Raw genomic sequence first — 25,068 nt, 5'->3', positions numbered from 1 at the left:
CCTCCTCGCCCGATCCGTCGGTGGTGGGTGAACCGGTGACGTTCACCGTGACGGTGGCAGCGGTGGCTCCGGGTGCGGGGACGCCGACGGGGACGGTGACCCTCGACTTCGGTGACGGGTCGGCGGCCGCCACCGCGACCCTCGCCGGAGGAACGGCGACGGTCACCCACGCCTACACGGACGTGGCGGGCAGCCCGTACACCGTCACCGCCGCCTACGGCGGGGACACCGATTTCGCCGGTGCCACGGGTACGGACACGCAGACGGTGAACCAGGCCACGGCCACGGCGACGGTGACCTCCTCGCCCGATCCGTCGGTGGAGGGCGACCTGGTGACGGTGACGGCGACGCTGTCCGCGACCTCTCCGGGTGCGGGGACGCCGACGGGGACGGTGACCTTCGACTTCGGCGACGGGTCGGGGACGGTTTCGGCGACGGTGACGGGCGGTGTGGCCGACGCCACGCACGTCTACACCGATGCGGCGGGCAGCCCGTACACCATCACCGCGGCCTACGGAGGCGACACGGACTTCGCCGGTACCACCGCGACGGACACGCAGGTGGTCGAACCGGCCGCCACCGCATCCGGCTCGTGATCAGAAGGCGGGTCGCCCAGCCGACTTGAGCCTCGCCGGGGGGTGACGCCCGACCGGGAACCCGGCCGGGCGTCACCCCCCGTGCCCGTACCGGGAAATGCGCATGCCGTGCGACGCCACCAATGGGTACTCGCCGCGCCATGGGATCTTTGAGCTCTCCTGTGCTGCTGCTGTTGTTCGTGGCCAGTGCGGCCGTCATCTGGTACGCGGGCATCAAGTTGTCCGACACCACCGACGTGCTGGCCGAACGTCTCCACCTGGGCAGCGCGCTCGGCGGGCTCGTCCTCCTCGCGATCGCCACCAACCTGCCCGAGATCGCCATCACGGTCTCGGCCGCCCTGGCCGGTCAACTCGACGTCGCCGTCGGCAACATCCTCGGCGGGATCGCCATCCAGACCGTCGTCCTGGCCGTTCTCGACGCCGCCGGGGTCCGGCCGCGGGCCCCGCTGACCCGTCTGGCGGCCAGCCTTCAACTGGTCCTGGAGGGCGCACTCGTGGTGGTCGTCCTGGCCGTCGTGGTCATGGGCACCCAGCTCTCCCCGGATCTGCACGCCGCCCGAGTGGCCCCCGCGTCCCTGGCGATCGCCGTGCTGTGGCTGATCGGCCTGCTGCTGCTCAACCGGGCCGGCCGCGGTCTGCCCTGGCGCGAGGGCGGTGACGCCCCGGACAACCAGCCCGAGCCGCGCGGACATTCCCGTGGGAAGAAGGAGAAGGCCGCCACCGACCAGGGCGTCGGCTCCCGGCGGGCCGGGCTCGTCTTCGCGGTCGCGGCCCTGGCGACACTCGTCGCGGGCGTCGTCATCGAACGCACCGGCGAGGAGTTCTTCGGCCGGCAAGGGCTGAGCGGCGTCCTGTTCGGCGCGACCGTCCTGGCCACGGCGACCTCGCTCCCCGAGATCAGCACCGGCCTGACCTCCACCGAACTCGGTGACTACCAGCTCGCCGTCAGCGACATCTTCGGCGGCAACGCCTTCCTGCCCGTGCTGTTCCTCCCCGCGGCCGTCATCTCCGGCAAGCCGGTCCTGCCGGCCGCGCACGACACCGACATCTACCTCACCGCCCTCGGCATCATCCTCACCGTCGTCTACATGACGGGCCTCGTCTTCCGGCCCCGCCGCCAGTTCGCGCGGATGGGCGTGGACAGCATCACCGCCATCGTCGTCTACCTCATCGGCATCGCCGGACTGGCCACCATCGCGACCTAGCATGGCCGTGGGTTCCTGCCCCGGACGGGGTACTGGTTCTGGTGCGGATGTCCATCGGGCCGGTTCGCGCCGGTCGGCGGGAGAAGATCCGAGATGGGAGTCCTGGCACGAGTCGACGCGTACCAGCGGTGCCACCGCTGGGCGGGGCTTCCGCTTGCCGTGGTCTACAAGTTCTACGACGACCAGGGGACCTATCTCGCCGCCCTGCTCGCCTACTACGCCTTCGTGTCCCTCTTCCCGCTGCTGCTCATCCTCGTCGCCGTTCTCGGCGCTCTGCTCAGCGGCAGCCAGGCCATGCAGGAGCGCTTCCTCGACTCCGCCCTCCGGGAGTTCCCGGTCATCGGCGACCAGATCGGCAGGAGCGTGCACTCCTTGCAGGGCAGCGGCGTCGCACTCGGACTGGGGGTGGCGGGCACCCTCTACGGGGCTCTGGGAGTGGCCCAGGCCGCGCAGCACGCCCTCAACAAGATATGGGCCGTGCCCCGGCACGCCCGGTCGGACCCCTTCCGTTCCCGTCTGAAGGGGCTGCTGTTCCTGTCCGTACTCGCGGTGGGCCTGTGCGTAGCGACTCTGCTCTCCACCGTGGTGTCGACGGCCACCGTCTTCGGCACCAGTCTCGCGACGGGGGCCAGAGTCGCCGCCGTCGTCGCGGCGGTCGCCCTGAACGCGTTCCTGCTCCTGGTGAGCCACCAGGTGCTGACGCACCGCCGACTTCCCCTGCGCCAGGTGTACGGCGCCGCGCTCGGCGGCGCCTGCGCCTGGCAGGTGCTGCAATGGGGCGGCTCCTACTACGTGAACCACGTCCTGCGCGGGGCCACGGCCACCTACGGCATGTTCGGCATCGTCCTCGGTCTGCTGGCCTGGCTCTACCTGGGAGCGCTCGTCTTCCTGCTGACGGCGGAGGTGAGCGCGGTACGGACCATGCGCCTGTGGCCGCGCAGCCTGCTGACCCCCTTCACCGACCGGGTGCGGCTCAGCCCCGGCGACCGGCGCGCCTACCAGACCTATGCCGCCACCGAGGTCTTCAAGGGCTTCGAAAAGGTCCAGGTCCAATTCGGCCGTCCACCGCGGCCGGCCTCGGAGGACCGTCCCCCCGACTGCGACGCGTCGTAGCCGCCCGTGTCCGCTCATCTGGGAGGACCCCGGCACACGGTGCCGGTCCACGGGCTTGTCAACGGCCGATCCGGGGCACTCGGACCACGCCGACCGGCGGACACCGTCCGTCGGATCAACCCGGTGGCGGCCGTTGACCAGGCCATGGACCACATACAGGGGAGAAGCCGTGACACCATGTATCGGGGCAGAAGAAGAGTTCCACGTGCTGGACGTGGAGAGCGGACAGCTCGTCCCACGTGCCGGCGAACTGCTCGCCCGTATGGACAGACCCGGCTTCACCAGTGAGCTCAAGCAGACCGTGGTGGAGAGCAACAGCGCGGTGCACGGCACACTCGACGGCCTGTACGCGGATCTGGCCGCGGCGAGGCGCCGGCTCGACGCGGCGGCCACCACGCTCGGTATGGCGGTGGTGGCCGCCGGCACGGTGCCCCTGGCCCGCGTCCGTTCCCTGGACGTCACCGCCGATCCCCGCTACCGGCGGATGGCCGACGACTACCGTCTGGTCGCCGACGAACAGCTCATCTGCAGTGCACAGGTCCATGTCGACGTACCCGACCGGGACACCGCCGTGCGCGCCATGTGCCTGGTCTCCCCCTGGCTGCCACCGCTGCTGGCCCTCTCGGCCAGTTCCCCGTTCTGGCTCGGAGCGGACACCGGGTACGCGAGCTGGCGGACCATGCTGTGGCAGCGCTGGCCGACCGCCGGACCGGCCGGCTGCTACGCGGACGCCACGGAGTACGACGCTGCCCTTGCGGAGCTGATCCGCTCGGGAGTCATCAGCGACGCCGGCATGGTCTACCACGACATACGGCCGTCGGCGCACCAGCGGACGCTCGAACTGCGCATCTGCGACGCCTGCCCACGGGTGGAGACCGTGGTGCTGGTCGCCGGTCTGTTCCGGGCCCTGGTGTGCGACGCCTGCGAGTGCCTGGAGCGCCGGGGCCGCCCCGGCCACGGCGGCCGCCACGACTGGCACGACTGGCTGCGGGCCGCCACGTGGCGCGCCGCACGATCCGGTCTGGAAGGGCACCTGGTCGACCCGGTGGCCCGGTGCGCGGCACCGGCCCCCGTGGTACTGCGCGGGATGCTGGGCAGACTGCGGCCGGCTCTGGAGGCGTCCGGCGACTGGGACACCGTACGGGAACTGCTCGAGGAAGCCCTTCGCGGCGGCAGCGCTGCCCACCGGCTGCGTCAGGCCGCGCAGCGCACGGACCTGCTCGCCGCCATCGACCTGCTGGTGGCCGAGACCCGCGGGGAACAAGCGGCGCGGCGCGCCGTCATCCACCCTTCGAGCGCGACCATGGCCGGCAGCACCGGCCGCACGGGCCCGTATGTGGGCGGGCCCCCGGCCCCGAGCGTGAGCGCCTGATCCGCCGGCGCCGCACGCCTAGCCGCCACCGCGCCAGGATCCGCACCCACCGGCCTCGCCCTTCGGCGCCTCCCCTGTGATCCGTGACCAAGGAGAATCGAACAGCCATGCTCAGCACGCATCGTCCCTCGGCTCCCCACCACCCAAGCCCCGCGGGGGCCGATGTGCTCCCGCCCCGGCACCGGCCCCGAAGCTGTGTCGCACGACCAGGGAGGTCCGGGGGGCAGCGAAGGGAGGCCCCCTGATGTGCGGGCTCAGCGGCGAGATCCGGTTCTCGGGCCGACGGCCGGACATGGCGGCGGTGGAACGCATGACCGACCGGCTGGCGCCCCGCGGTCCCGACGGCCGCGGACTGTGGTCCCAGGGACCGGTGGCCCTCGGTCACCGCCGACTGAAGATCATCGACCTGTCCGAGAGCGGCGCCCAGCCCATGGCCGACCCGCGGGCCAGGGTCGCGGGTGTCTTCAACGGCTGTGTCTACAACTACCGCGAGCTGCGCGAGGAACTGCGCGCGCTCGGTCACCGCTTCTTCTCGGACTCCGACACCGAGGTCGTGCTCAAGGCCTACCAGCAGTGGGGAACGGCCTGCGTCGAGCGCTTCTACGGCATGTTCGCGTTCGTGATCGCGGAGCAGGACACCGGGCGGGTGGTACTGGCCCGCGACCGGCTCGGCATCAAACCCCTGTACCTCGCCCCGACCCGGGACCGGCTCCGGTTCGCCTCCTCGCTCCCCGCCCTCCTGGCCGGCGGCGGCGTCGACACCTCGCTCGATCCGGTCGCCCTGCACCAGTACCTCAGCTGGCACGCGACCGTGGTGGCACCCCACACGGTCCTCAGCGGGGTGCGCAAGCTCCCGCCGGCCACCGTGCGGGTCGTCGAGCCGGACGGCACTCACCGGGACCACTGCTACTGGCAGCCCGCGTACACCCGTCGCCCCGAACACGCCCGGATGAGCGCCGAGGACTGGACGGACGCGGTGCTGGACGCGCTGCGCACCGCCGTCCGCCGCCGGATGGTCGCCGATGTGCCGGTGGGCGTGTTGCTCTCCGGCGGCCTGGACTCCAGCCTCATCGTGGCCCTGCTGGCCGACGAGGGGCAGGACGACCTGGCGACCTTCAGCGTCGGGTTCGAGTCGGAGGGCGGTGAGGAGGGGGACGAGTTCCACTACTCCGACCTCGTGGCACGGCACTTCGACACCCGGCACCACCAGCTCATGGTCCCCTCGGACCGGGTCTCCGGCGCCCTGGACGAAGCGGTGGCGGCCATGAGCGAGCCCATGATGAGCCACGACACGGTGGCCTTCCACCTGCTGTCCGAGCAGGTCGCCAAGGAGGTCAAGGTCGTCCAGAGCGGCCAGGGCGCCGACGAGGTGTTCGCGGGCTACCACTGGTACCCGGCCATGGCGCGTGTGCCGCGGCAGCGCGCCGCCGAAGCGTACATCGACACCTACTTCGACCGGTCGCACGCCGACCTGTCACACATCCTCCGGCCCGGCCTCCTGTGCGACCACGACGCATCCGCGGAGTTCGTACGCGAGCACATGGCGGCCGAGGGCGCCGAGACCGCGCTGGACGCCGATCTGCGGCTGGACACCCACGTGATGATGGTCGACGACCCGGTCAAACGCGTCGACAACATGACGATGGACTGGGGCCTGGAGGCGAGGGTGCCGTTCCTCGACCACGAGCTGGTCGAGCTGGCCGCCTGCTGCCCGCCCGAGCTGAAGCTCGCGGACGGCGGCAAGGGCGTCCTGAAGGCCGCCGGGCGCAAGATCCTGCCGCGGGAGGTCGTCGACAGGCCCAAGGGCTACTTCCCGGTCCCCGCCATCAAGCACATGGCCGGCCCGGTGCTGCAGCGGGTCCGTGACGCCCTCGCCGCACCCGAGGCCAGAACCCGGGGCATCTTCCGTGAGGAGTACGTCGCCGACCTGCTGGCGGCACCCAACGAGCATCGGACCAGGCGAGGAGCGAACACACTGTGGCAGGTAGCGCTGCTGGAGATATGGCTGCAGACGCACGGGATCAGCTGACCGGAACGGGCGGAGGCGGCAGCCGTCCGGCGCCCGTGCCCGGCGCCACGGTCCTCGAGGCGGGGGACACGACGGGGGACGGGGAGGACCCCGCGCCGGTGGCCGGCCGAGCCGGGCCGGGCACCGGACCGCTCGCCGCCGCCCGGGCGACGGCGGTCCACCCCGCGCCGGAGCCGGTCCTCCTCGCGGACGCCTCCGCACCGCACGACGTACCGCGGCCCCTGACGGCGCACGGCTGCTGGTACCCCTCGGTGGACCCCCTCGGCCGGTACATCGCCTTCATCTGTGACCGGACCGGTGTCCCGCAGCTGTGGACCGGCCCCGTCGACGGCGGGGAGGTACACCTGCTGGACGCCGGCCTCGACCCGGTGATCGAGGTGTCCTGGTCCCCGGACGGCCGGTGGATCGCCTACACCACCGCCCCAGGAGGCGGGGAACTCAACCGGGTACTGTGCGTACGCCCCGACGGCACCGGACGGCGGCTGCTCGCCGGCGGTGAACCGGGCACGTCCGCATACCTGGGCTGCTGGCGGCACGACGGCTCGGCCCTCGCGGTGACCGTCACCGAACCCATGGCGTCCGAGCCGCCCGAGCAGTCCCGACCGGGCGACTCGAGGGAACGCGACGGCCGTGCCGTCCTGCTGGGCGGAAGCCCGCTCACCACTACGGCGGCCCTGCGGGAAGCCGAGCCGAAGACGCTCGCGGCCTACCTGGTGGACCCTGATGGCGCAAACGCACCGGTGCTGTTGGCGAGCGAACGCGGAGCCCCCACCCTGCGCGTGTGCGACCTGAGCCGGGACGGCGGGTTCGCCCTGCTGCGCAGGGGGCCGCGAGGCCGCCGGGAGGCGCTGGTGGTGCGTACCCGTGATCGCGAGGTCACCTGCGCGGTCAGGGTCGCCGACGGCGACCCCTGGATCGGGGGCTTCACCCCGGACGGCCGCACCGTGTGGCTGCGCAGCGACACCGGCCGCGAGTACGCCGCCCTGCTCGCCCTCCGGCTCGACCCGCAGGGGCAGCGGTCGGCGCATGCCGTGGCCGCCGCCCGCGCCGACTGTGACCTGGAACTGCTGGCCCTCGACCGCGACGGACGCAGCGCCCTGCTCTCCTGGAACGTGCGCGGCGTCAGCGAACTCGAGGTCATGGCCCTGACCCCGGCCCCGGCGGCCGGGCCGTCCCGCGCCGTGGCACTGCCCCACGAGGTGGTCACCCGCCTGGCACCCACCGCCGACCCCGACGCCCCGGTCGTGGCACTGTCCGGATCCCGGCGGCGTCCCGGCGTGTGGTGGCTGCCCCAGGGTGTGGCGCTGCGGACCGCCTGGTCCTCGCGCGACGAGGACGCGGTTCCCGGCACCCGCCCGCCTGTACGGCCGCTCCCCGTGCGCCCCGTCGCCGGTGACGGCCTCACCCTCGGTGGCTGGTACTACAGGGTGCCGGACCGGCCCCCGGGCGAGGCGGCGCCGTGCGTACTGCATCTGCACGGTGGACCGGAGGAGCAGGAACGCCCGGTCCTCGACCCGCTGTACCACGAGCTGCTCGGCCGGGGGCTGGACGTCTTCGCCCCCGACATCCGCGGTTCCTCCGGCTACGGCCGCTCCTTCGTCGACGCCGACCTGGGCGAGGGGCGCTTCGCCGCGATCGAGGACGTCGCCGCGTGCGCGGCCCACGTGGTCGTGGAGGGCCTGGCCGATCCCCGGCGCCTCGCGGTGATGGGCCGCTCGTACGGCGGTTACCTGGTGATGGCCTCCCTGGTGTGGCATCCCGAGCTGTTCCGTACCGGTGTGGCGGTCTGCGGGATGTCCGACCTGAACACCTTCTTCGCAGGCACCGAACCGTGGATCGCCGAGTCGGCAGCCCACAAGTACGGGCACCCGGAACGCGACCGCGACCTGCTGCGGGCCCTGTCGCCGATGAGTCGTGTCGACGCCCTGCGCGTCCCCGTCCTGGCCGTGCACGGCGAACACGACACCAACGTGCCCCCGGGGGAGTCGGAGCAGTTCGTACGGGCGGCCAGGGAGCGCGGGCTGGACGCCGAACTGCTGGTGCTGCGCGAGGAGGGCCACGACTTCCGCCGGGCGGACAACCGCCGCCTCTTCCGCCGGACCGCGGCGGACTGGATGCAACGGCACCTGCTGGGCTGACGGCCTCCCGGCACCGTCGGCGACGCCGCGCACCCCGCGGACCGGCGTGCCTCACTCCGGATGGGCCACCGCCTCCTTCTGCAACTGCACCGCCGCCAGCAGGCTCAGTGCGGGCTCCGCCCGCCGCAGCGCACGTATCGCCGAGACCGAGGCGATGTCGCCGGTGAAGCCGACGGCGGCCAGCCGGGAACGGACCCAGCGGGCCCGCAGCCGGTCTTCGGTGGCGGCGGCGGTGGACTCGACCAGCGCGGTGGCCCGCTCCAGGCCCGGACGGTCCTCCGGCGAGGCCTCGGCCAGCGCCTGGCGCAGGGCCGCCGCGACCACGTCCGAGTCCCGGACGAGCAGCACGAAGTTGTGTTTCCTGTTCAGTCCCGCGATTCCTGTCATGCGGACATCGTGATCGCCATGTTCCGCGACTGCCAAGGGACTTGAGGAGTCTCAGAGACTCGGTCGGTCAGGACGGGTTCCCAACCGCCCTGCCGGCGGGGCCCGGTAGCCCTCAGACGGGTGGGGTGAGCAGTACGCCCAGCATCCGGCGCACGCTCCGCAGCGGTGCTCCGGTGACCAGGCCGACCACGAGGGCGGCGACCGAACCCGCTCCGGCCAGCAGCCGCAGCACGTCGGGGATGCTCATCCCGGCCACCGTTGCCAGCACGGAGCTCAGACAGATGATGATCACGATCACCACCGCCTCGGACCCGCCCAGCCGACGGGGGCCGGGGACGTCGGGCTCGACGCAGGCGGTGGAAGAAGACTTCGACATGGGGGCCTCCCTGAAGGTAGAGGCCCGGCGACCGAGGCCGCCGGACAGCGGCTCCAACCAGAAGCGCCACGGGCGGTTGCCACCGCCACCGAGCAGTGGCGCGGTCGGCACCACCCGATTTCCATACGGCCACACACGCAACTGGCCGGTCTTCAGAAGTTCCGCCCCGGCGAGTCGCCATTTGTTGCCAGGCGCCTGTCAGTTCACGGTAACGGCGGCACCCTCCGGGCGTTCTGGATATTAATGCACATTCGATCCGCGCACGCGCACGCCGCGCCCGGACGGCCCGGACTTGACGCCGGACGAGGTACGGGTCGGCTTGCCGAGCGCCCAGAAGAGCACGCCGAGAAGCATGAACCCCACGAGCGGGACGGCCTCCGTCAGCAGGTACTTCCAGCGCTCGCCGTAACTCCAGCCGTCAGGCGCGTAGTCGGACCCGAACCAGTGGTCACCCAGTCCGGGGGCGACCAGCTGCACACTGGCGAACAGGATCAGCAGGGTGAGCACCACGCTGATGGTGCGCGGGAAGGGCGCCTTGTAGGGGCGGGAGACGCCCGGGGCCTTGCGGCGCAGTACCGCGAGTGCCGGGAAGATGCCCAGATAACTGACGAGGGTGGTCGAGACGGCGAGGCCGAGGACGGCGCCGAAGAGCTTGGCGGCGCTGCCGCCGGTCAGTTCGTGGGCCAGGACCAGGACGACGGTGGAGACCACACCGCTGAGGATGTTGACCCGCACCGGAGTGCCGAACCGGCTGGAGATGACGCCGAGGAAGCGGGGCGCCGCGCCGTCGTAGCCGGAGACGGCGAGGGCACGGTCGGAACCCATGACCCAAGTGACCCCGGACGACAGCACCGTGAGGATGAACATGAGCGCGGCGAGGTCCCCGAGCACGCTGCCCGCGCCACTGAGCGTGGCGGTGCCGTCGGCGGCGACATGGCCGCCGTACACGGTGAACACCTGACGGATCGCGTCGACGAACCCGCCCAGACCGGAAATGGCCTTGACCGGCAGGACGAGCAGGATGCCGAGGATCGGCAGCGCGTACAGCACGACGGCGAGACCGGCGCTGCGGAAGATGGCGAAGGGCACGTCCCGCTGGGCGTCGGTCATCTCCTCGCCCGCGGTGTTCGGCAGCTCGAACCCGACGTAGTTGAACATCAGGACGGGAACCAGACCCACGAATCCCGCGTACGTGGGCGAGAAGTCACCGGCTCCGAAGCCGTGCAGTCCGTGCCGGACGCCGTACACCACGACGGTCACGGTGAACAGGCCGAGCAGGACGAAGCGGCTCCAGGCGCCCACGGTGGGAATCCACTTGCCGACGTCGAAGGAGAGGATCGCGGCGAGCACGCCCAGCCAGACGAACACCAGGGTGAAGGCGTAGAAGGCCGGGGTGCTCAGGTCCTTCCCGTCGTTGAAGAACATGGTGAAGGCGGTGACGGCGGAAACCGACAGCGTCCCGCCGAGCCACACCGGGTTGGTGATCCAGTACAGGAAGTTGTTGACGGCACCGGCGAGCCGTCCGAAGGCCCGGCTGGTCCAGATGTAGGGACCGCCCTCGTCGGGGAAGGCGGCCCCGAGCTCGGCGGTCAGCAACGCGGAGGGTACGAAGAAGACGACGGCCAGCACGATGAGCCAGGTGAAGGCCTCTGCACCGGACGAGGCCACGGTGCCGATGGTGTCCACTCCGACGATGGTGCAGAGGAGGAAGAAGAGGATGTCGAAGCGGCCGAAGTGCCTGCGCAGCTTCTGCCGCTCTTCCTGGGCGGCTACCGGCGTCTCGGCCGGCCCGGGGATTGTTCGACCAGCGGCCACCGGCAACTCCTGGGTGCTCTCGGCGTGGGCGGGGATCCGCCCCATGTTCCGCCGCCCCCGGGAAGCCCACAAGCGTTCGTGCCCAAGTCTTGACCATCGATACCGACGGCCGGCCCGTCGGCCCCGGGTCACCGACCGTCCACGGGCGCCTTGGCCGGTACGCACAGCCACGCCAGGGCCGCGGCGGTCAGACGGGCGAGGGCGCCGATGGCCATGCTGGTGCGCTGCCCGGCAGCGGTGGTGCCAATGGCGAAGGCGAAGGTGTCAGCCGACTACAGCACCAGGATCACGGTCAAGGAGGTGGGCCGGTGGATCGGGCTGAATCAGCCCCGGATCACCCGCTACGCGGATGACCTGGCCGGTGCCGCCGACCTTGCCGTTCCCATCGGGCTGCTCAACCGTCGTCGTGAAGCATTCCGGCTGCCGGCACCTGCTCGACGGTCTCGGCGGTGATGCCGGGCACCGGGGTGGTGGCTGTGGTGTTCACACCCAGCTCCGCTGCCAGCGCCATCGGCTCACCGTGGGCGAGGCTGCCCGGCCGGTCGGCCAGGGCGCCGCCGGTGCCGGGCAGGGGCAGCAGACCGTAGCCGAAGAACGTCATGGGAGCCGTGTAGGCGTGGTCCTTGGCGCGCAGGGTGACCGCCGTGGCGCCGCACGGGTTGGCGATAGGCTGCCCGTCGTGCGCGGTGCGCACCTCGTTGATGCCGGGGCGACCACAGCAGGCGCGAGTCAGGCGGAGCTACGGCGGTCACGGTCCAGATACTCAGCCAGCGCTCGCCAGTCGTCGGCCGGAGCACCGGCGTCTCCCTGAGACTCAGGGCTTCGGCGCAGTCACCTGACGGCCACTTCCTGACGGTTGATCACGTCAGGCGGGATCCGATGGGATCGATGTACGAGTGGAGTGCGTCACCGACTCCTCCGACGTCCTTGTGGTGGAGGCGGTGTCCACCGCTCGCCCCGGCCGGTGCCCCGGCTGCCGTAAGCACGCGAGACGCATACACAGCACGTACCAGCGCATGCTGGATGAAAGGCCGTTGGGATCTCGCCGGGTCATCGTCCGGCTGCGGGTCCGCCAGTACTTCGTTGACCGGAAGAGCCGAGCCCGGCTTGCGTAGGGCGGGAGTCGGCACCCCCAGTGCCTTTGCGAGTTGGGGCACGAGGCGGAAGCGGGCGGTGTGGTACTGGATCGCCACCTTGCCCTTGCCGGTCCGGCAGGGGGACCCCGCAGGGGCGGCGTAGGTGGACATCGGGCAGTCGTGCGATTCCACGGGCTTGAAGTCGTCGCTCACGACCCCGGACTGTTTCATGGGGGTGTTTCAGACGCCCGGTCGTTTGCAACAGCTCATGAAACATGATCGCCGCAGGTGAACCGCCGGGCGGCCGGGTGCTTCATGAGCGACCACCTGTGAAGCAGGCGTCGGGCTGTCTGCGTGAGTCGACCTATTCGGGCGGGCCGGTTCGTGGGCGGAGTGCGTCGATGAGCAGGTCGAGGAGGCGGGCGATCTGCTCGGTGGGGCCGCTGGTCGTGATGGCGACGAAGATGCCGCTGAGCATGGTGGTGACGTCCTCGGGGTCGACGTCCGCGCGGAGCGAGCCCGTTTCGGCACCTTTGGCGAGGATCGTGGCGATCGTGGCAGTGATGCGCTCCCGGCTCGGGGGTGCGATGCGTCCGGAGCCGAAGCCGGCCCGCAGCGTCTCCCTCATTCCGCGCTTGGTGGAGATGAAGGTCGCGTAGCGGCCCATCCAGGCCCGCAGCGCGAGGTCGGCGGGGAACTGGTCGAGCAGAGTGGCGACGCTCGCGGTGACGTCGTCGAGTTCGGCGGCGTAGACGGCGTCGACCAGGTCCTCACGGGTGGGGAAGTGGCGGTAGAGGGTCCCGATGCCGACTCCGGCCTGGCGGGCGATGGCCTCCAGGGCGACCGGGCCGTCGGCGGTGGCGAAGGCGGCCTGGGCGGCGGCGATGAGCTTTTCGCGGTTGCGCCGCGCGTCGCGGCGGACCGGCCGGCTGGCGGTCTCGGGTGTGTCGTCGGGGACGTGCGGCGGGGGAGTTACGGACGGAGCCAAAGCGGAGGGACCTCCGGTAATGTTACGGTGGGTCGAACGGAGGTTCCTCCGTTTCTCTCATCGTCTCACGAGAGCAGGTCGCCATGACATTCGAAGGCACCCCCGTCCCCGAAATCGCTCCCTCCGGCGCCCCGCGCCCCGGCGGCGCGGGACCGCTGGCCGGCCGCACCGTCTCGCGCATCGGATACGGCGCCATGCAGCTGCGCCGCCTGGAGGGCGACCGCGCCGCCGCCGTCGCCCTGCTGCGCCGCGCGGTCGAACTCGGCGTCGACCACGTGGACACCGCACTCCTGTACGGCAACGGTTTCGTCAACGGCGTCATCCGCGACGCGCTGCGGGACGAGGACGGCGTCGTGGTCGTCAGCAAGGTCGGCGGCGCCCCCGACCCCGGCGGCCCCTTTCCGCTGCGCGTTGCGCAGCGACCCGAGGAACTGCGAGCCGGCGTCGAGGACAACCTGGCCAGCCTCGGTCTGGAGCAGATTCCGGTGGTGAACCTGCGCCGCCTGGACGACGGACGTACCCCCGTCCCCGTCCCCGACGATCAGATGGTCGACCTCGACGACCAGCTCGCGGAGCTGGCCGCCCTGCGCGACCAGGGCAAGATCGGCGCCATCGGACTGAGCGGCGTGACCCTCGACATCCTGCGCCGCGCCTTGCCCGCGGGCATCGTCTGCGTGCAGAACTCCTACAGCCTCGTGGCCCGCGACGACGAGGACATGCTCCGGCTCTGCACGGACGAGCAGATCGCCTGGGTGCCCTACTTCCCGCTCGGCGGCGCCCGCCCGGACATGGCGAAGGTGACCGAGGAGCCGGCCGTGCTCGCTGCCGCCCGGACCGCGGGCTGCACCCCGGCCCAGATCGGTCTGGCCTGGCTGCTGCACCACGCCCCCAACACGCTGCTCATCCCGGGCACCGCTGACACCGGCCACCTCCAGGCGAACCTGGCGGCGGGCGCGATCACGCTCGACAAGGAGACCCTCGCCGCACTCGACGGCGTCCCCTCGCGCGCTTCCGGCATCCCCTCCCACTGACACCTCCCTCCGACGCCGCCTCCGTCAGCGACGTGCAGCGGCACCGGACCAGCTGCTGCGCCCTGCTCGACCGGGCCACGCCCCGATCGCCCAGAACACCAGCCATGAAGAACAGCCCCCGCCGTGGTCATCGTCTTCACCCTCGTCGCCCTTGTCGTGCTGGTGGTGATCGGCGCGCTCCACTGGTACGCGTGGCGCCGCACCGTACGCGGCACGACAGCACCGAGAACGGCCTGTTGCCCGGCGTTGAAAATGCCCACGCATTTTGCGGCCCGCGAGACGTCCGGGGTCGGACCAACCGTTCGGACTCGCAAGGGGATTGACGTGCAAACAGGCCGCCCGGCAGCTGCGGCTCATCGACGGCTGGATCGCCGATGAGGAACGCCGTGGGATGGAGCGGCGCATGGGTGAGAAGATGCGGCCGGCTTCGCCGGACTGGCTGATCCAGTACGGCCTCAACCGCTCGAATGTGGACGCCGTGCACGCCGGTGACTGCTGGGCGGCGGCCAGGAGCGGCCGGTGCCGTCCGAGCACCCGGCAGCAAGCGATCGATACCCTGCGCCAGCGGGTACCGCCCTGCATCCACTGCCGACCCGACACAGCCCTCGGCATCCTCGACCAATTGCCGGCGGTGGCGAGCAAGGCCCCGTCGGGGGAGAACGCCACTGCGCGGACCGGGTCGTTGTGTCCGGTGAGGGGGTGGCCGATGGGCTGGCGGGTGGTGGGGTTCCACGGCCGCACCGTGTCGTCGTTGCTGGCGGTGGCGACGAGGGTGCCGTCGGGGGGAGGCGCCACCGGGGGTGCCGTCAGGCCGTGCTTGAAGGGTCGGGCCATGACGTGCGAGCCGACTTCCGGCAGGCGCAAGGAGGAAACGGATGGCTCATCACTGGCTGGTTCCTGCGGAGGACGGCCAGCAGCGGTGCCACGTCCCGATTATCGGGCCTCCCGAGCGCCCGGGTGGGGGAGGCCGAACCGGGCCTTACGCAGTACGAGTGAATGAGCGGGCTTTTCCGTTCGGCGCCGGTGGCGGATCTTCTACGGTCAGGCGAGAAGATCCGGACGGGGGGCCGGTTGAAAGGCGCACCGGATGTTGGGTTTGGGGAAGCCGCCGGACGTACTCGGAGTCCGCGTGGACCGCTGCCGCTGGACCGCGGCGAAAGCATGGGGAGTGATCGGGGCGGCATGCCTCATGGGAGCGGCGCTGACCGTCAGCGGGCGGTGGGTGACCGGAAGTGCGATGGCACGCATGGTGGCTTCCGGACCGTCCGTCGCCTGCTGGGTGTTGACGGTCTCCCTGGTGCTTCGCGCGCGGGGCGTGGGCGGACTGGTCCGCAGACGGCTGCTGTTGCTGGCAGGTTCCGCGGCGTCCGGGGGTGTGTACCGGGGAGCGGTCAACGTGCTCTCGGCACACCTTCTGTGGGGGCGCGGCGCGCTCGGACCGGTGGTGGTCACGGGAGTGACGCTGGCGATCGGGCTGGGGACGGCCGGTCTGGTGGTCGCGGCCGATGCCGGTGCGGGTCGGCACGTCCTGCTGCGGCGCCTGTTCGACGGGGTCGTCACAGCCGGCTCCGTGTTCATGACGGGCTGGGTCCTGCTGTGGAAGGCCGGTGACGGCTGGCGGGTGGGGACGGGAATGGTCGGGGTTCTGTGGGGCGCGGAGGTCGTGTTCCTCAGTTTTCTGTTCGCCCTGCGCCGACTCGTACGGGGTGACCAGCGGGCCACCCTCTGGATGGGAGGCGTCGGGCTCTCCCTCACCCTGCTCGGCGACACCCTGCGGCTGTGGACGGCCGGCCCGCACGGCCCCGGCTCGCCGTCCGACCGGCTGGTCGACTTCTGCCTCGCCACGGGACTGCTGGTGGTCGCGGCCGGCCCCTGGGTGCCCGGCGGGGCGAGCGTCCTGGTCGCCGGCCGGCCGACGTTGCGCCTGGGCATGGAGGGCGCAGCGGCGTTCATCCCCCTGGTCGTGTGCACGGTCACCGCGCTGGGATACGCGTTGGCCCCGACGTCCCGCGACCCGGTGCCGCTGCTGGTCGGCGGGGCGGTGCTGTTGAGCCTGTGGGCCCGCCAGACGTTGCTGCCGAGCGAGAAGCCCCGAAGCGACGAATGAGAGCGGGCCCACGCCTTGTGACCCGGGCCCGCTCCGCCGGCGCGTCGGTCACCCGGTGGGCTCGAGCACGACCGGCAGTTCCGCGAGGCCGCGGAAGGCGGGGAAGGGCACTTCCAGCCACCGCGGCGCACCGCCGGGATCGGCCGGAGCCATCCTCGGGAACCGGCCGAACAGACCGGTCAGGGCCAGCTGTGTCTCCAGCCGGGCCAGCGGCGCCCCCAGACAGTAGTGGCTGCCGTGCCCGAACCCGAGATGGGCGTCCTGCGCGTTGCCGGGCCGCATCACATCGAGCTCGTCCGGCGCGTCGAACTTCCGTGGATCGCGGTTGGCCGAGCTGAGCGCGATCTGGACCAGGGCCCCCTTCGGGATCCGCGCCCCGCCGTACTCCACGTCCTCGGTGGCGTACCGGAACGTCGCGCTCTCCACCGAGCCGTCGTAGCGCACGAGCTCCTCGACCGCCGGACGGAGCAGCTCCGGGTTTTCCCGCACGGCGCGCAGCTGCGCGGGACGGGACAGCAGGTGATGCACGGCGTTGCCGATGAGATACGCGGTCGTCTTGTGCCCCGCGAACATCAACAGGAAAGCCGTGGAGACCAGTTCGCTCTCGGTGAGCCCTCCCTCGTTGTCCCGGACCGCGGTGAGCGCGCTCAGCAGATCGTCGCCCGGACGGTCGCGTTTGGCCGCGACGAGCTGCGAGAAGTACGCGTGCAGATCCTCCTCCGCCTGCTGTTGGGCCCGCTTGGCCTCCGCGTCGAAACCGGTCTGCGCCACCGTGGTGGACAGCCTCTGCATCAGCGACCGCTCCTCGGGCGGCACGCCGAGCAGATCGCAGATCACGGTGATCGGCAGCGGGAACGCGAACGCGGGCAGCAGGTCGAAGGGCTCCCGGGTCGGACACTCGTCGAGCAGACTCCCGACGATCTCCTCGATCCGCGGACGCAGCGCCTGCACGCGCCGTGGGGTGAACGCCGAGTTGACCAGCCTGCGCAGCCGGGTGTGCTTGGGCGGGTCGGAGTTGAGCATGTTGTCGTCCAGCGCGACGGACGAGTCACCGAAGATCTTCCGGTAGGCGTCCATGGCCCCGTACATGTCCTTGCTCAGCCGCGGGTCGGAGAGGGCGGCCCGCGCGTCCTCGTACCGCGTGATGAGGTACGTCTCGTTGCCGTGCGGTGGTCGCATGGGGCAGACCGGCGCCGCCTCCCGGAGCCGGGCGTAGACCGCGTGCGGGTCTCGCCGGAACTCGGGGGTGCACCGCTCCGCGGCGGTGACGGCCTCTTGCGTGCTGGTCACGGGCGACTCCTGAGGTCGAAGAGGGCCTCGGCGTTGCCACCGAGGACGAGCTGCTGGGAGGCCTTGTCGACCGGCAGTTTCTCGATCATGCGGATGAACTCCCCGAGCGGCGCCGCCATCGGTGGTGAGTCGGTGCCGAAGAGCATCCGTTCGGGGCCCAGCACCTCCGCGTTGAGGCTCAGGTGCGCCGCGCTGAGCGGGCTCGTGTCGACGTACATGCGCCGGAGCGCCGCGGCCGGGTCGACCGCCGGCACGATGTCCGCGGGCGGGGCGGATGCCGCCCCGGCCCGGCCGGGGGGCGGTGCGCCCCCGGCCCAGTGCCGGGGACGCGCCGCCGTCTGCAGGCGCTCCGGGAGCAGCGCCATCGCGCCACCGCCGGTCGCACCGATCAGTCGCAGACCGGGGTACTTGTCCAGCCATCCCGCGAAGGCGATCATGGCCATGCCCATGGTGACGTCGCCGAACCGGCCGATCTGCTCCACGAAGCCGAACTCGTCGACCCGCTCCGTTCCGGCCGGTTCGGCGGGGGCGTGCACCAGGACCGGCACGCCCGCCTCCGCGGCCAGCGCGAAGAAGGAGTCGGCGCGTGGGGAGCCGAGCAGCTCGCCATGGACGCTGGACGTGGTGATCAGCCCGACGAACGCGGGGTCCGCCAGGGTCTCCCGCACCCCTTCGAGGTGGTCGTCGTCGCCGAACGGGTTGGCGTACACGTATCCGCGCAGCTGGTCCGGGAACCTGGCGATCAGGCCCGACATCCAGGCGTGGAAACCGCGCAGCCGGTCGCGGGGTTGCGCGTAGTTGTCGACGCCCGGGACCCGCGCCATCGCGCCGGCCCCGACGGGGCTGCCGATGATGGTCAGGTCGATCCCGGCCTCGGCGCGAGCGGCGAGCATGCCGTCGACGTCGGTCAGACTCGGGGGCATGGGGAAGCGTTCGGCCGCTTCCGGTGGGGACAGATGCCCGTGGATGTCGATGATCACGTGTGGCTTCCCGGTTTCGGTGTGAGTGCGCGGGTGACCGCGGCGCAGTCCTCGTCGCCCAGTCCCATCTCGGTGGCGCGGACGTGGGTCTCCGCCGCCGCGGTCGCCAGCGGAAGGTTCAGGCCGACCGCTGCTGCCTGCTTGGAAGCGAGCATGAGGTCTTTGGCCATCAGGCGCAGCCGGAAGTCCGGCTCGTCGAACCGGCCGGAGGCCAGGCGCCGCGACTTGAACGCCATGACCGGTGAGGCGAAGCCACTGCCCGCGATCGTCTTGAGGACCAGCTGGCGGTCGAGTCCACAGGCGGCCGCCAGCTCACTGGCCTCCGCCAGGGCCTGCACCTCTATGCCCATCAGCAGGTTGAGGAGCAGTTTCACCCGCATGCCGGAGCCCAGGGCGCCCAGATGGACGACTTCCTTGCCGAGTATGCGCAGCAGCGCCCGCCCGGCGTCGAACGCCTGCTCCTCGCCTCCGACGAACAGCCGCAGTTCGCCGTCGCGGGCGTGGTCGCGGTTGCCGAGCATGCCGACGTCCAGGACCGACGGGCAGTCGCCGGCCACTTGGACGACCTCTTCGGGGGCGACGGTGCTGGCGCAGATCAGGACACCGGGGTAGGGGCCGTCGGCGAGCACGCCGTCCGGTCCCCTCAGCACCGAGCCCAGGGCTTCGCCGTCGGCGACGGCGCAGATGGCGGCGGTCGTCCCCGCGACGGCGTCCGCGGGGTGGGCCGCCACGCAGGCGCCCGCCTCGGCGAGCGGCTCGGTCCGCTCCGCGGTGCGGTTCCAGACCCGGACCGCGATGCCCTGGTCGAGAAGGCGGGCGGCCAGGCCGCTGCCCATCGTGCCGAGGCCGAGCACGGCGACGGGCCCGTCGGTCACCCGGGTCATGACGACACCCCGCGGGTCTCCTTGACGACCCGGTACCGCAGCGACTGCGTCGAGTCGACCCACTGGCGCAGCGGAGCCACCAGTGCCCGGTGCTCCTCGCTCTGCTGCCAGGCGAAGAAGTGGTCGGCCGTCCTCCACTCGCTGGTGATCACCCACAGACGGGAGTCGTCCACGGGTTCGCCCAGCCTCTCGACGATGTGGCCGGGGGTGCCGGAGACGGATTTCCGGAGCTCCTCGTACATGTCCAGGAACCCCTGCTCGCCGCCCTCGATCACACGGACCGTGAAGACGACGCCCAGCTTTTCGGCCGAACGGCCCTTCTGCTCGGTGCCCATGTCTCCTCCTGATGGTGGGATCCGGTGGGACACGACTCCCACCGACTCATGTCCTCCGTGCGGACGCAACTCCGAACGGGGGACGGGCCAGCCGGGACAAGGGGTTCACGCTGTGTGGTTGGTCCATTCGGGTGGGTGATGAAGGCGTGTTCGTTGTGGGCATGTCAGGTGCACGCCTCTGCGGCGCACGACCCGGAGCCGGAGGCCGCCGACGGCCCTGCGCGAGGCCGCTCTCAGTACCCCGCCGGCCGGTAGTAGCCCAGCACCGCCGCCAGCTGCGCGAACCACTGCCCCAGCAGTTCGCGGGGCTTCGCCCGCACGACGCACTCGTAGATCCCGCCGTCGAGGTGGACGACGGCCATCATCAGTGCCTTGCCCGACGGGCTCGCCCTGTAGTGGACGCTGCGGATCTCGTGCCAGGGGAACTCGGCGGTGACGTCGTGGTCCTCGAAGGCGACGCCTTCCAGGTCGACCACGATCGAGTTGTGGCGGTCGACGGCCATGAACTCCGGCCCGGACGGAGCCGCTTGGGGTGGCATCGGCGGCTGGGGACACTGCGGCGGCACCGGGGCGTACCGAGGTGGTGCCGGGGCGTACTGAGGGGGCGGGGGGCCGAAACCCTGTGGCTGCTGGTGGCCGTACGGCGGCTGGTTCGTCATGGGCCCCCCGGTTGCTCGTGCTGCGTCGTCTCGTACGGAAACCTACCCGCCGCACACTGCCCGAGCCGCACCCGGGCCCGTCGGGACTCGACTGATCAGCGGAAAACCCAAGTGCCCCGGAGCTCCGGCCCGGTTAGAGTCGCGCGGTGCCCGAACTGAAGCGACTCGACGCCGGTCATGCCCCGGAGGTGCTGGCCTTCGAGCTGGCGAACCGCGCCTACTTCGCCGCCTCGGTCTCCGACCGCGGCGACGACTACTTCGACCGGTTCACCGACCGGTACAGCGACCTGCTGGCCGAGCAGGAGGCCGGCATCTGCGCCTTCTACGTGCTCGTCGCCGACGGCGGCCCGGTACTGGGCCGGTTCAACCTGTACGACCTCGAGGACGGCACCGCCCGCCTCGGCTACCGGGTCGCGCAGCACGTCACCGGCCGTGGCGTGGCGACCGCGACCGTGCGGGAGCTGTGCGGGCTGGCCGCGGAGCGGCACCGGCTGCGTACGCTGCGTGCGGCCACCGCACTCGAGAACACCGCGTCCCGGAGGGTGCTGACCAAGGCCGGGTTCGTGCCGGTCGGCCCGGCCGGCCCGGCGGACCTCGGCGGCAAGTCAGGCACCTGGTACCAGCGTGACCTGGAGTGATTCACCAGGCGATGCGCGTGACCGACCCGTCCCCGGGATCCCCGAATCTGGCGATCAGTTGCTCGTCGCTCATGCGGTCGACTTCTTCGTTCCGCTCGACGGGAAAGATCACATGGGTGCCCTTGTCCGTCCAGTACTCGACGATGCGGTGTGTCGTGGTTGCCCGGCTCATACCTGCTCCCTAGTGGCGCGTGGGGTTCAGGGTGCTTCTGTGCAGGTCGGGGGTCAAGAGGAATGGGGGCTTCCGTTTCTGTTTGCAGAAGCGTAGATTCCGGGTACCTCGCGACGGCGCCTTTGGGCGTCGGCCCGCCGGTCCCGGGACGGCGGGCCACGCGGGGGCCAACCTGATCAATGAACGCAGAACTCGTTGTCCTCTGGGTCCTGCATCACAACGGCGAACGAGTTCGAGTCCTCCGAGTCCTGGACGCGCAACCGCGACGCGCCCGCGGACTCCAGTCGCTCCACCTCGGCAAGCACTCGCTCCTTGCGAGTGGCGAACGGGACGCCACGTCCTCCGCTCACGCCAAGATCGAGGTGGAGCCGGTTCTTGACGGTCTTCGGCTCGGGTACCTGCTGGAACCAGATCCGCGGGCCGACGCCGTCCGGATCGACGACGGAGTCGCTGCAGTCGCCCGAGCCCAGCTCCTCCTCCGGCACACCCTGGTCCAGCCAGTACGCCCGCCAGGTGGCGAACGGTGCGGGCGGTGGCTCGACCTGGTACCTCAGCGCGGCGGCCCAGAATGCCGCGAGCCGCTCCGGCTCGGTACAGTCGACGGTCAGCTGAAGTTTGGTGATCACCGGCCAACCGTACCGGCCCATGCGCACAACTCGGCGTGGTACCAGTCATGTTGGCCACCACGGCGGACTGTTGGGCGCCGGCCTCTATGGTGTGCCGGGCGACCGCATCGACGGTGCCGACGGAGTGTGACGGGGATCAGCGGACGGCCGCGCATCGGAGGGCAGGATGTCGTCGCCGTAGAGGGCCTGTATCCAGTTGGCCTGGTAGATGGTGTCGAGGTAGCGCTCGCCGAGGTCCGGTGCGATGGCCACCGCGGTGGGCGGCCGGGTGTCGTACCGGGACAGCCAGTCGATCGCCCCGCTGACCACGGTGCCCGTGGAGCCGCCGAAGAGGAAGCCGTGGCTGGCCAGTTGATGGCAGGCCCGGATGGTGTCGGCCTCCTCGACCTGTATCGCCTCGTCCACGTACGAGGTGTCCAGCAGGGGCGGCCGGATGCTCATGCCCAGACCGGGGAGCATCCGGCGCCCCGGCGCTCCGCCGAACGTCACCGAGCCGACCGTGTCGACGGCGACGATCCGCACCGGGCGGTGCCAGCGCCGGAACCAGCGGGCGCATCCCATGAGCGTTCCGGTGGTACCCGCACCGACGAACAGCACGTCGAGATGGGGGAACCAGCGAGCGATGGCCGGTGCTGTCCTGTGGTAGTGCGCCTTCCAGTTGTGCGCGTTGGTGTACTGGCTCAGCCACACGTACCGCTTGTCCCGAAGACACAGTCTGCGGATGTGCTCGAGACGGGCGCCGAGAAAGCCACTGTCCGGGCTGGGCTCGGTGACGACGTGGACCTGGGCGCCGAGCGCCTCCATCATCAGACGCGTCGACAGGTTGCAGCGCGAGTCGGTCACACACAGGAACCGGTAGCCCTTGCTGGCAGCGATCACGCTCAGCGCCACGCCCATGTTGCCCGACGAGGACTCCACCAGGACCGAGTCGCGCGTGATGGACCCCTCTCGTTCCGCGGCCTCCACCATCTCCGTCGCCGGTTTCAGCTTGATCGAGCCGGCGAAATTGAAGCCCTCGCACTTCAGGAACAGCGGAAGCCCGAAGACCGACTGCAGGTCGACGTAGAGATCTTCCTCGTTGAAGCCGGCGGGCTCGGATATGACTGGCACGATGGCCTCCGTTGGTGAGAGCGGCTCGGTGCCCGAGGGGGCCGCCGAACGCTCATCCGTAGCGGTTCAGCTCATGGAAGAAGTCGTCGATGACGTGCAGTTCACCGGAGTCGGCGAGCCGGTCGTAGACGTACTTGCCGAGGGCCAGGTCCAGGACCCCCAGCCCGAAGGGTGAGAAGACCACGGGGCGGTCCACCGGAAGCGTGACGCGTCCGCCCATGACGTCCGCCAGTGTGCCGTCGAGGAACTGGCGGTTGCCCGTGAGCCGTTCGGTGAGGTGCGGTGACGTGTCGGCCCGCAGACAGTGCTCGATGTCGTCGACGATGTTGGCGGACGCGAGCAGCACCGCGGGAGCCAGGTCGCGCAGCGACACATGGAGAACGACAGGACGGTGCGCGAACCATGCCGGGTCGTGGATGTGGGGACGGGCGGCGACCGTGGCGAAGACGACCAGGTCGCTCAGGCGGATCACCTGTTCCGCGCTGTCGTGCACGGTGATCCGCCCCGCGGCTCCGGACTGCTCCAGGCAGCAGCGGAAGGCCGTGGCGTTGTCGTGGGACAGGTCGTACACGCCGGTGTTCTCGAACGACCAGCCCGTGCCGGCCAGGAACGTGTGGATGTAACGGGCGATCAGCCCCGTTCCCACGAAGCCGAGACTCGTGGGGCGCGGCCGGTCCCGGCAGAGCCATGCGGCCGCCAGCGACGCCGACGCGGCCGTTCGGGAGGCGCTGATGATCGAGCTCTCCAGGCACGCGAACGGGTAGCCGGTGTCATGGTCGTTGAGGATGAGGACCGCCGATGCCCGCGGGATGCCTGCCGTGACGTTCTGCGGGAAGCTGGAGATCCACTTGAGCCCGTCCACCCGTGTCTCACCACCGAGCGACGCAGGCAGCGCGACGATGCGGGAGGTCGGACGGTCGTCGAAACGCAGGAAGTACGAGGGCGGGTTCACCGTGGCCCCTTCGGCGTGCAGCCGGTAGGCGTCCTCCACCAGCTCCACGACGCGCTGTTCCCGGCCCCGCAGCACACTCTCGACCTGAGCGCCGGAGACGACGGCGAAGGGCGGCACCCGTAGTGTCCAGGACGGGGTGGACCGGGAGGCGGGGGAGTAGGTGGTGGTCATGAAGGGGTCACCTCCACGGTCGGCGAGCAGTCGGCCAGCCGCACCGGTTCGGCCAGGGCGACGAGCACATCGCGCCGTCCTTCGTATGCTTCCCTGCTGTGCGCGGTGCGCAGGTTGTCGACCAGCAGCAGGTCGCCGTCCTGCCACGGCTCACGCACGGTGTTGGTCTGGTAGACCCGGTTGATGAGATCGACGGTCTCCTGGGAGATCGCGTCGCCGTTGCCGTAACCGGTGTTGAACGGCAGCCCGTCGGCGCCGTAGACGTCCACCAGGTACTCGCGAATCTCGGGATCCAGGGTCCACTCGCTGAGGAACGCTGTCTGGTTGAACCAGCAGCGCCGGCCCGTGAGAGGGTGACGGATCACGGCGCTGCGGCGCTGCCTGGTGCGCAGCCCGCCGTCGGGCTGCCAGGCGAACTCGATCGCGGCGGCGCGGCAGTAGTCCTCGACGGCCGCGGGGTCCTCGGTGCCGAAGGCGTCGGCCCACGAGGCACCGATGTCGTCGTTGTAGTTCCGGGTGAGCAGCCATCCTTCCCGCTCGAATCGCTCGACCAGTGCACCCGGCAGGGCGTCGAGCACGGTCGGCGAGTCCGCGAGGGCCGTCGCGCCGCCGCCGGCCGGCGCGGTCAGGCAGGCGAACTGCATCATGCCCGGGAACCGCAGGGCGTAGCTCAGTTCGTGGTGCATGCACATCTGCTGGGTGGGCGGCCACTTCGACGACGAGTACACGCCCTTGCCGAACGACTGCCGTGCGGCGAATGCCTCCTTTTCGTCCATCAGGCCGGTGGCCAGTTGTCCGAAGACCGAGATCGTCCGGGACAGGTCGTCCAGACCGAGGCCGCGGACGAGCACGGCACCGTGCTCGGTGACGAGGCTCCGCAGCTCGTCCCGGTGTTCGCCCGCCCAACGGAACGGATCGTCGGTCGGGCCGGTCTTCAGGACCGGGACCCGGCCCAGCCGCAGGTCCGGTGCCAGGGGCCGGGTGGTGGATGAGAAGGACATCTCGCATTTCCTCCGTT

At 71.0% G+C, this 25,068-nt stretch carries 24 protein-coding genes and 4 pseudogenes; 11 read left to right on the top strand and 17 right to left on the bottom strand.

Going from position 1 to position 25,068, the window contains the following annotated elements:
• The 6 genes from ACWC21_RS09145 to ACWC21_RS09120 form a co-directional block, all read left to right on the top strand.
• Nucleotides 1-596: Ig-like domain repeat protein (locus ACWC21_RS09145; protein WP_450879686.1), on the top strand; the 596-nt coding region annotated here is incomplete at its 5' end.
• Between the two features lie 140 nt (nucleotides 597-736).
• Nucleotides 737-1,801 (top strand): sodium:calcium antiporter, encoded by a 1,065-nt coding sequence (locus tag ACWC21_RS09140; RefSeq protein ID WP_450879684.1) that lies wholly within the window; start codon nucleotides 737-739, stop codon nucleotides 1,799-1,801.
• Nucleotides 1,802-1,894: 93 nt separating this feature from the next.
• The gene (locus ACWC21_RS09135; protein WP_450879682.1) at nucleotides 1,895-2,914 is read left to right on the top strand and encodes a YihY/virulence factor BrkB family protein; all 1,020 of its coding nucleotides are present in this window, start codon (nucleotides 1,895-1,897) and stop codon (nucleotides 2,912-2,914) included.
• Between the two features lie 169 nt (nucleotides 2,915-3,083).
• The gene (locus ACWC21_RS09130) at nucleotides 3,084-4,286 is read left to right on the top strand and encodes a carboxylate-amine ligase (protein WP_450879680.1); all 1,203 of its coding nucleotides are present in this window, start codon (nucleotides 3,084-3,086) and stop codon (nucleotides 4,284-4,286) included.
• Nucleotides 4,287-4,530: 244 nt separating this feature from the next.
• The gene (locus tag ACWC21_RS09125) at nucleotides 4,531-6,315 is read left to right on the top strand and encodes an N-acetylglutaminylglutamine amidotransferase (RefSeq protein ID WP_450879679.1); all 1,785 of its coding nucleotides are present in this window, start codon (nucleotides 4,531-4,533) and stop codon (nucleotides 6,313-6,315) included.
• Nucleotides 6,288-8,453, top strand: coding sequence for a S9 family peptidase (locus ACWC21_RS09120; RefSeq protein ID WP_450879677.1), 2,166 nt, complete (start codon nucleotides 6,288-6,290; stop codon nucleotides 8,451-8,453). The genes ACWC21_RS09125 and ACWC21_RS09120 overlap by 28 nt, the downstream gene beginning before the upstream one ends.
• Nucleotides 8,454-8,504: 51 nt before the next feature.
• Here the strand turns inward: ACWC21_RS09120 and ACWC21_RS09115 are convergent, their stop codons facing one another.
• The 4 genes and pseudogenes from ACWC21_RS09115 to ACWC21_RS09100 all read right to left on the bottom strand — a co-directional run.
• Complete coding sequence (locus tag ACWC21_RS09115; protein ID WP_450879675.1) at nucleotides 8,505-8,840, bottom strand: hypothetical protein; 336 nt, start codon at nucleotides 8,838-8,840, stop codon at nucleotides 8,505-8,507.
• 112 nt (nucleotides 8,841-8,952) lie between these two features.
• Nucleotides 8,953-9,216, bottom strand: coding sequence for a hypothetical protein (locus ACWC21_RS09110; RefSeq protein WP_450879674.1), 264 nt, complete (start codon nucleotides 9,214-9,216; stop codon nucleotides 8,953-8,955).
• 240 nt (nucleotides 9,217-9,456) lie between these two features.
• The gene (locus tag ACWC21_RS09105; protein WP_450879672.1) at nucleotides 9,457-11,031 is read right to left on the bottom strand and encodes an APC family permease; all 1,575 of its coding nucleotides are present in this window, start codon (nucleotides 11,029-11,031) and stop codon (nucleotides 9,457-9,459) included.
• 427 nt (nucleotides 11,032-11,458) lie between these two features.
• Nucleotides 11,459-11,731 (bottom strand): annotated as a pseudogene (locus tag ACWC21_RS09100) (NAD-dependent DNA ligase LigA); the annotation flags it as partial.
• Nucleotides 11,732-11,927: 196 nt separating this feature from the next.
• On the opposite strand from ACWC21_RS09100, the gene ACWC21_RS09095 reads away from it, so the two are divergent.
• The gene (locus ACWC21_RS09095; RefSeq protein ID WP_450879846.1) at nucleotides 11,928-12,146 is read left to right on the top strand and encodes a transposase family protein; all 219 of its coding nucleotides are present in this window, start codon (nucleotides 11,928-11,930) and stop codon (nucleotides 12,144-12,146) included.
• Nucleotides 12,147-12,209: 63 nt separating this feature from the next.
• On the opposite strand, the pseudogene ACWC21_RS09090 reads toward ACWC21_RS09095, so the two are convergent.
• Both ACWC21_RS09090 and ACWC21_RS09085 read right to left on the bottom strand, forming a co-directional pair.
• Nucleotides 12,210-12,278, bottom strand: a pseudogene (locus ACWC21_RS09090) (hypothetical protein); the annotation flags it as partial.
• Between the two features lie 193 nt (nucleotides 12,279-12,471).
• A complete protein-coding gene (locus tag ACWC21_RS09085; protein ID WP_450879670.1) occupies nucleotides 12,472-13,095 on the bottom strand; it encodes a TetR/AcrR family transcriptional regulator in 624 nt (207 codons plus the stop codon).
• An 83-nt stretch (nucleotides 13,096-13,178) separates the two neighbouring features.
• Between ACWC21_RS09085 and ACWC21_RS09080 the strand changes: the two genes are divergently transcribed.
• Entirely contained in the window at nucleotides 13,179-14,126 is a 948-nt protein-coding gene (locus ACWC21_RS09080) for an aldo/keto reductase (RefSeq protein ID WP_450879668.1), read from the top strand.
• 391 nt (nucleotides 14,127-14,517) lie between these two features.
• Nucleotides 14,518-14,724: pseudogene (locus ACWC21_RS09075) on the top strand (DUF6233 domain-containing protein); the annotation flags it as partial.
• Between the two features lie 35 nt (nucleotides 14,725-14,759).
• Here ACWC21_RS09075 and ACWC21_RS09070 read toward each other — a convergent pair.
• Nucleotides 14,760-14,960 (bottom strand): annotated as a pseudogene (locus ACWC21_RS09070) (WD40 repeat domain-containing protein); the annotation flags it as partial.
• A 412-nt stretch (nucleotides 14,961-15,372) separates the two neighbouring features.
• On the opposite strand from ACWC21_RS09070, the gene ACWC21_RS09065 reads away from it, so the two are divergent.
• Nucleotides 15,373-16,233 carry a hypothetical protein gene (locus ACWC21_RS09065; protein WP_450879667.1) on the top strand — a complete coding sequence of 287 codons (861 nt, stop codon included), beginning with the start codon at nucleotides 15,373-15,375 and terminating at the stop codon, nucleotides 16,231-16,233.
• Nucleotides 16,234-16,281: 48 nt separating this feature from the next.
• On the opposite strand, the gene ACWC21_RS09060 is transcribed toward ACWC21_RS09065, so the two are convergent.
• From ACWC21_RS09060 to ACWC21_RS09040, 5 genes are all read right to left on the bottom strand, one after another.
• On the bottom strand, nucleotides 16,282-17,523 hold the full coding sequence (locus ACWC21_RS09060) for a cytochrome P450 family protein (protein ID WP_450879665.1): 1,242 nt from the start codon (nucleotides 17,521-17,523) through the stop codon (nucleotides 16,282-16,284).
• The gene (locus ACWC21_RS09055) at nucleotides 17,520-18,503 is read right to left on the bottom strand and encodes an amidohydrolase family protein (RefSeq protein WP_450879663.1); all 984 of its coding nucleotides are present in this window, start codon (nucleotides 18,501-18,503) and stop codon (nucleotides 17,520-17,522) included. The genes ACWC21_RS09060 and ACWC21_RS09055 overlap by 4 nt, the downstream gene beginning before the upstream one ends.
• Nucleotides 18,500-19,387 carry an NAD(P)-dependent oxidoreductase gene (locus tag ACWC21_RS09050; RefSeq protein ID WP_450879661.1) on the bottom strand — a complete coding sequence of 296 codons (888 nt, stop codon included), beginning with the start codon at nucleotides 19,385-19,387 and terminating at the stop codon, nucleotides 18,500-18,502. Before ACWC21_RS09050 ends, ACWC21_RS09055 begins: the two co-directional genes overlap by 4 nt.
• Nucleotides 19,384-19,722, bottom strand: coding sequence for an antibiotic biosynthesis monooxygenase family protein (locus ACWC21_RS09045; RefSeq protein WP_450879659.1), 339 nt, complete (start codon nucleotides 19,720-19,722; stop codon nucleotides 19,384-19,386). Before ACWC21_RS09045 ends, ACWC21_RS09050 begins: the two co-directional genes overlap by 4 nt.
• Before the next feature lie 233 nt (nucleotides 19,723-19,955).
• Nucleotides 19,956-20,261, bottom strand: a complete 306-nt coding sequence (locus tag ACWC21_RS09040; RefSeq protein ID WP_450879657.1) for a hypothetical protein — start codon at nucleotides 20,259-20,261, stop codon at nucleotides 19,956-19,958.
• A gap of 266 nt (nucleotides 20,262-20,527) precedes the next feature.
• Here ACWC21_RS09040 and ACWC21_RS09035 point away from each other — a divergent pair, with 266 nt between their 5' ends.
• The gene (locus ACWC21_RS09035; protein ID WP_450879655.1) at nucleotides 20,528-21,019 is read left to right on the top strand and encodes a GNAT family N-acetyltransferase; all 492 of its coding nucleotides are present in this window, start codon (nucleotides 20,528-20,530) and stop codon (nucleotides 21,017-21,019) included.
• A gap of 1 nt (nucleotide 21,020) precedes the next feature.
• On the opposite strand, the gene ACWC21_RS09030 is transcribed toward ACWC21_RS09035, so the two are convergent.
• The 5 genes from ACWC21_RS09030 to ACWC21_RS09010 all read right to left on the bottom strand — a co-directional run bounded on the left by ACWC21_RS09030 (nucleotide 21,021) and on the right by ACWC21_RS09010 (nucleotide 25,051).
• Nucleotides 21,021-21,191 carry a hypothetical protein gene (locus tag ACWC21_RS09030; protein WP_450879653.1) on the bottom strand — a complete coding sequence of 57 codons (171 nt, stop codon included), beginning with the start codon at nucleotides 21,189-21,191 and terminating at the stop codon, nucleotides 21,021-21,023.
• 176 nt (nucleotides 21,192-21,367) lie between these two features.
• Nucleotides 21,368-21,817: a VOC family protein gene (locus tag ACWC21_RS09025; protein WP_450879651.1), complete on the bottom strand. Its 450-nt coding sequence runs from the start codon at nucleotides 21,815-21,817 to the stop codon at nucleotides 21,368-21,370.
• Nucleotides 21,818-21,901: 84 nt separating this feature from the next.
• The gene (gene sbnA, locus ACWC21_RS09020) at nucleotides 21,902-22,927 is read right to left on the bottom strand and encodes a 2,3-diaminopropionate biosynthesis protein SbnA (RefSeq protein ID WP_450879648.1); all 1,026 of its coding nucleotides are present in this window, start codon (nucleotides 22,925-22,927) and stop codon (nucleotides 21,902-21,904) included.
• Nucleotides 22,928-22,979: 52 nt separating this feature from the next.
• Entirely contained in the window at nucleotides 22,980-24,050 is a 1,071-nt protein-coding gene (sbnB, locus tag ACWC21_RS09015) for a 2,3-diaminopropionate biosynthesis protein SbnB (protein ID WP_450879646.1), read from the bottom strand.
• Nucleotides 24,047-25,051 carry a TauD/TfdA family dioxygenase gene (locus tag ACWC21_RS09010; protein ID WP_450879644.1) on the bottom strand — a complete coding sequence of 335 codons (1,005 nt, stop codon included), beginning with the start codon at nucleotides 25,049-25,051 and terminating at the stop codon, nucleotides 24,047-24,049. Before ACWC21_RS09010 ends, sbnB begins: the two co-directional genes overlap by 4 nt.
• Nucleotides 25,052-25,068: the final 17 nt, after the last annotated feature.

It is taken from the genome of Streptomyces sp. NPDC001348 (genome assembly GCF_053597535.1).
Note: the sequence above shows the minus strand (reverse complement) of the source record. Positions and strands in the feature narration are given on the sequence as shown.